This window comes from Polyangium sp. y55x31 (assembly GCF_029946505.1).
Taxonomy (GTDB): domain Bacteria; phylum Myxococcota_A; class Polyangia; order Polyangiales; family Polyangiaceae; genus Polyangium.
The window spans coordinates 1-5335 of record NZ_JARZHG010000088.1; the positions used below are offsets into that span (position 1 = coordinate 1).

General features: G+C 65.8%; 6 protein-coding genes. 4 read left to right on the forward strand and 2 right to left on the reverse strand.

Annotation, left to right across the window (positions count from 1 at the left end; all coding sequences use genetic code 11):
* The first annotated feature begins 352 nt into the window (after nt 1-352).
* From QHF84_RS50035 to QHF84_RS50050, 4 genes are all read left to right on the forward strand, one after another.
* Nucleotides 353-580: a hypothetical protein gene (locus tag QHF84_RS50035; protein ID WP_281320773.1), complete on the forward strand. Its 228-nt coding sequence runs from the start codon at nt 353-355 to the stop codon at nt 578-580.
* Nucleotides 581-797: 217 nt separating this feature from the next.
* Nucleotides 798-1688, forward strand: coding sequence for a hypothetical protein (locus QHF84_RS50040; RefSeq protein ID WP_281320774.1), 891 nt, complete (start codon nt 798-800; stop codon nt 1686-1688).
* A 794-nt stretch (nt 1689-2482) separates the two neighbouring features.
* A complete protein-coding gene (locus QHF84_RS50045) occupies nt 2483-2959 on the forward strand; it encodes a hypothetical protein (RefSeq protein ID WP_281320775.1) in 477 nt (158 codons plus the stop codon).
* A 246-nt stretch (nt 2960-3205) separates the two neighbouring features.
* A complete protein-coding gene (locus QHF84_RS50050) occupies nt 3206-3334 on the forward strand; it encodes a hypothetical protein (protein ID WP_272459964.1) in 129 nt (42 codons plus the stop codon).
* Nucleotides 3335-3966: 632 nt separating this feature from the next.
* Here QHF84_RS50050 and QHF84_RS50055 read toward each other — a convergent pair.
* Both QHF84_RS50055 and QHF84_RS50060 read right to left on the reverse strand, forming a co-directional pair.
* Nucleotides 3967-4395: a hypothetical protein gene (locus QHF84_RS50055; RefSeq protein WP_281320776.1), complete on the reverse strand. Its 429-nt coding sequence runs from the start codon at nt 4393-4395 to the stop codon at nt 3967-3969.
* A 242-nt stretch (nt 4396-4637) separates the two neighbouring features.
* Nucleotides 4638-5198 (reverse strand): hypothetical protein, encoded by a 561-nt coding sequence (locus QHF84_RS50060; RefSeq protein WP_281320777.1) that lies wholly within the window; start codon nt 5196-5198, stop codon nt 4638-4640.
* Nucleotides 5199-5335 lie beyond the last annotated feature (137 nt).

Genomic DNA, 5335 nt, shown 5'->3' on the forward strand with positions numbered 1-5335 from the left:
CGAAGGCGCCGCCACCCAAAGCGGCGCCTGCTTCTCCCGTCTTCGACCCATCGACATGACGCGGACAAACCTACCATCCCCTCCCGTCCCTGTCGATCGTCCTTCGGGATAGGTCCACGGGCTGCTACACGATCCCGCAACCAATACGATGATTCCAGTAAATGTTCGAGATCGCTTGCGAAATGCCTTGATACGTCGCGCCCGAATGCCTTAGATTCCGCCCCACGGACGCCTGATGGAGGGGTCGCTCGCCGAGAGCTCGAGCCCCCTCGTCGGTCGTCCATTCGCGACGCCGCGGAGCCCTCGCGCGTCGGGGAGGTGGCCATGGGCGGCAGGGGAATGAGGTACCGGCATGTCGGGAAAGCGGGGAGAAGTGCAGCCAGGGGTCGGGGCTTGGGTTCCTCTCGACCGTGCCGCGGCGCATCTCGGCATGAATGTCGGCGCGCTGCGCAAGACGCTGGAGCGCCGCGCCATGCGTGCCGCCGATGGTGGGACGGAGGCCAGCGTCGACGGCGTGCGGGCGCGCAAGTTCGGCCGGATCTGGCGGGTCCGGTTCTCCGAGGCGTGGGGGGTCCCGTGAACTCGCGCGTCGTGCTAAAGGACGGGCATCGCAGCCGTGGCTGGGACGGGCAGGAAGGTAGTTGACCATGCCGGTTCGCAAGTCCCAGCGGCGCGGGAAACCGTGCCTGTTCATTGATATTCGATATACGACGAAAGACGGACGCCAGGAGCGATTCCGCAAGGATGCCCAGGTGCAAACCATGGCGGCAGCCAAAGCGGAAGAGATGCGATATCAAATGAATATCGCGAAGTATGGCTCGCCGTATGAGCCCGGGTCCGAGGGCAATTCGTCCGAGGCGCCGCCTCCTCCCACAGAGGCGGTGAAGACCTTCGCCGGGGTGGTCGACGAGTTCCGGCAGACCTTCATGATCACCGATCTCAAGGTCACGAGCCGAAAGGGCTACGAGTCGGTCCTCGGGAGCACCCTGCTCCCGAAGTTCGGCGAGCTGCCCATCACCCAGGTGGACGGCAACGCAGCCGCCGGCCTCGATCTCGAGCTCTCCAAGCGGAAGCTGAAGCCCGGCACGCGCAACAACGTGCAGATCGTCCTGCGCTCCGTGATGAAGTTCGCCAAGGCGCGCAAGTACGTGGACGCCGTGCCCGAGGGCCTGCCGAAGCTCAAGCCTCTCGGGCAGAGCATCCTGGAGATCCCCTCCGACGAGCAGGTCGAGAAGCTCATCGCCTGCGCCCGCGGGTCCCACCGCCCGAGCTTCCGCCTCATGGCGGACGCCGGCCTTCGCCCCAACGAGGTCCGCGCGCTCCTTCGCAGGGACGTGTTGCTTCGGTGGGAGAAGGGGGAGCCCATCGGCGGCTTCGTGAGCGTGCGTGAGGGTAAGTCCCATGGCGAGATCCACACGCCCAAGACTGGCCAGCGCGAGATCCCGGTCACACCGGAGCTCGCGAAGCTCCTCGCCCCCTTGGCGAAGGACGAGCGCGAGGGGCACGTGGCCCTGAACGACCGCCGCAAGCCCTGGGGCCAGTGGGGGCTCGACCAGGCGTTCGGACGTGTGGCCAAGCGAGCCGGGCTGGAGGGGTGGTCGGTGTACTGTCTAGAGCAATACGCCCCGAGTTCACTTTCGCTCGACTTTACCGACACTTGGCTCGTCGGGGTCGTTCCTCCCCGATAGTTTTCCGACAGATTCCCGCCGCCCGCGGATCCCTCGCCGGCCGGGACGAGCAGGCAGGCAGGCAGGGGCGGGAAGACTTCGCCGGCGTTGCCCCGGAGCGCTTCACCTTCGCGGATGTAGATCAACGTCGAGTTGAAGTTCTGGTGTCCAGCACGCTGCATGATGACATGCGTAGAATCCCCACGCATGGCCATCCACGTAATCCCCGTCGCACGTAGGTCGTGGAACGTCATTCGCTTGTGGAGGTCATCCGCGATGTACAGGTCCGGCCGGTCGAGTCCTGCCGTCTGCATGGCGAGGCGGAAGCGCCGGGCCATGTGGCCGCCATAGACTGGAATCACCCGGCCGCTTTCGTCACGTTCGGCGTACAGCGCGTGAAGCAAGGGCAGTAGATTCGGCTCGATGCGAAAGGCGCGCGGGCGCTTGGTTTTCGTCCCCTTCTCCTGCTTTCGAGCGTTATCGAAGCTGCGGCGGACATAGATGACGCCCTCCTGTAGGTTAACGTCGGTCCACCGCAGACGAAGGATCTCCGATATGCGGGAGTAGAGGTATATGGCAAGCGTCGCCAGCCGGCGCATTTCGAGCGGTACTTTCTCGCACGACGCGAGTTGTAGGAACTCGCTCGGGAAAAGCTGCACCTTCGATCGATGAGTACCCAAGTCAGGACCCACGACGCCCTGCGCTGGATTGTCCTTGCGGACGCGCAGCGCGAGGTTTTTCGCCGATGATGCGTCCCGAAATAGCTTGTGAACCGCAAGCCATAGCTTTTTCGCGCTGCGCCACGAATACTCACCTTGGACGATCTTCTTGTCGAGGACTTGGACCAGTCTCTCCAAATCCTCGCGCGTTATCGTCGCGATTGGCTTCTCTCCGATGGTCGGCACGACGTGCAGCGTAAAGGCCGAGCGGTCGCTCTTGATGCTGGTATATCCTCGCTCCTCGCGGTCCCTTATCCACCGCTCGAAATACGCGGCGAACGTCTCTCCCTTTGGAATGGGCGCGCCCTTGCTCCGCTCGCGCGCCTGCTGGTCGAGCCGTTCGCGCGCCTTGTCGGGGTTGTCCGTGTAGAACTTCGCCGTCTCGCGGGCGCGAGCTTCGGACATGCCCGGGGGGAGGTGGATCCGCACGTAGCGGCCGTCCAGAAGGACGCGCGCCACGTAATGGTCACCTTCAAGCAATATGTTACCAGTGCGACGGCGGCCCATATTACAGGACCTCCGCGCTTGAAAATTGGCTGGATCTCGGCCTACGAGGGTATAGGATACCCATAGGTCAAACCTCGTTACCGTCGGGGTTTGTCTTAGGGTCCCCGTGCATGTTAGCTGCATGCATGGGGGCCCGCTTTTTGTACTGCCCTACCAGCTGACCACACCCCTCGGCGGGCGTCAAGGGTCCGCCTCGGCCGTTCGGTTGGCTTGCGGCGGCGCGCAGCGGGCCCGGGAAGCGATCGGCGAGGGGGAGAGCGGCCCGGCGTCGCACGTCGCACGCTGCGCCCGTCCTCGCGCCCGTGGGGGGACGTGGCAGAGCTGCGCCGGCCGGCCTCGGCGCGGGGGGACCTCGGCGAGCTCGCGGGGGCTCTCGAGGTCCGGCTCGTGCTCACGTTCGGCCTCGGCGCGCCCGTGCGATCGGCTCGCGGCGGCGCGTAGGCGCCTCGTGCTCGCGCCCGCGTCGCGGTAGCGCCCGAACCCTGCTTCGCTCCCCTCGCCGATCTTCTCGCGCCCGCTGCGCGCCCGCGTCGGGGTGCTCTCGAGCTCGGTTCGTCCGGGCGATCGGCTCGCGCGTGGTGGGGGGCGCGCTCGCGCCCTTCGTCCGGATGCGCCTTGGCGCGCGCATGTCCGCCCGGCGCAGCGGCGGCGCGGCGGCGCGGGGTCATGCTCTCGAGGTCCGCCTCGTGCTCGTCCTCGGCGGGCGCCTGGTGCTCGTCCTCGGCGAGCGCACGCTCGCCCGTGCGGCTCGATCGGCTCGCGGCGGCGCGATGCTCCGCGCAGCGTGGCACGTTCGGAAGCGCGGCGAGCTCGCGGCCGTCCTCGGCCTCGATGTCTCGACGGGCGAAGGGCGGATCGGTCCGTTCGGGCGGCGCGCATCGAGGCGCCGCTCGTGTATGGTTCGTCATGGCATATCAGCGGCGGCGCTCGCGTGCGCCTCGCCGCTCCCTTTCGAGTCCTTCAATCCCAGCGCGCCCGCCCCCCACGGGCGCGCACGATGGCCGAGGACGCGCGAGCACGAGGCCGATCGATGTCTCGACGGGCCGGACCTCGCGCGAGGCGCCTCGGCGGAATCAGCGGCGGCGCGGGCGCGGGCTCCGTTCCGTGGTCGGGCCCTGCTTCGGCTCCCGTCCCATGGCGAGCTCGTGCGCCTCGGCCGGTGACAAGGCGTTCACGTCGACAGGCGCCGCGGTGCGCGCCGTGGGAGGCGGGCGCGGCGCTCGCGGGCGCGCGCCCTCTTGCGCCTCGATGAACGCGTGAGCCTCATCCCGCAGCACGAGGATCGTCTTTCCGTCGGGCGCCTTGAAGCTCCGGATCTTGCCCTGCCCCGTGAGCCGCTCGAAGGACCGTTCGCCCCAGGGAAAGGTTTTTCGGTCGTAGTAGCGCGGTCCCTCGTCGCCTTTGGTGTGCTTTGCCGCCTCATTCCGGACGAGGCGGAAGAAGTAGGAAAGCAGGATCAACGCGGCTTCGCGCACGTCGGGCGGGATCTCTTGCGGGTTCATGGTCTCCTTTCGACGGATCACGGCGCAGCGCTGCAAAGCTACGCACGAGGCGCAGCTATCCAGACGGCGCAATCCCAGCGCTCGCGGGGGGCGGCGCTGTCGGAACTGTCGAAAGTGTTTAGCGCGGTGCCTCGGGCCCGATCAAATCGCTGTCTCCAGCGTTCGCCGCTGAGAAAGTGTGCGCTGAGCTACGTACAAGAGGATCATCACCAGCGGGCGCTGGTGGAAAAATGTGCGCGCCGCTACGAGCGCTTGGGTTTGAGGTAGAATCCGAACCAGCGGCTTATTTGAGTTTCCTTCATCCCAGAGACCCTGCATTCATGGCTGAGAATTTCATATGCGATTTCGCCAGCAAGCTCGTCCACCTTGTACTCGATGTTGAGCTTAGCGCATTCTTGCATCTTCCTGGTGCGCCTTGCGTCGAGCGTGGAAAGCAGCACCTTGATCCGCTCCCTTAGCTGCTCCATACATTCCGGGTCGCGTCGCGCATTCTGCACTGACGGGATCTGCGGAAAGTAAGTGTACACGTACGGCGCGACAAGCCACGTGTTATCCTCGAATCGAGCAGGCTTGCGCCAGTGGTCCAATGAGACTGCGCCTTGGGGGTGAAAAGAGAACCGCGCGAGCACGTGGGCGAGAACGTCTCCCTTATCTTCGCTTGGCCATTCCTGGCTGGGGTTCGGCGCCTCCTTGAGCGCGGTCTCATTGCGATTCGCGTTAGCATTCGCGCGCTCGATGGATATTTCGTGGCCTCGAAGGAGGAACGCGAGACGTTCGCGGAGTATCCGAAAGCGCCCGGCCAAACTTTCGTAGGTTAGCAGCCCGTGGACCTATCCCGAAGGACGATCGACAGGGACGGGAGGGGATGGTAGGTTTGTCCGCGTCATGTCGATGGGTCGAAGACGGGAGAAGCAGGCGCCGCTTTGGGTGGCGGCGCCTT

What these genes read in the sequence shown, in the direction of transcription:
- QHF84_RS50035 (WP_281320773.1), top strand. Translation starts at nt 353, where the DNA reads ATGTCGGGAAAGCGGGGAGAAGTGCAGCCAGGGGTCGGGGCTTGGGTT.
- QHF84_RS50040 (WP_281320774.1), top strand. Translation starts at nt 798, where the DNA reads ATGAATATCGCGAAGTATGGCTCGCCGTATGAGCCCGGGTCCGAGGGC.
- QHF84_RS50055 (WP_281320776.1), bottom strand. Translation starts at nt 4,395, where the DNA reads ATGAACCCGCAAGAGATCCCGCCCGACGTGCGCGAAGCCGCGTTGATC.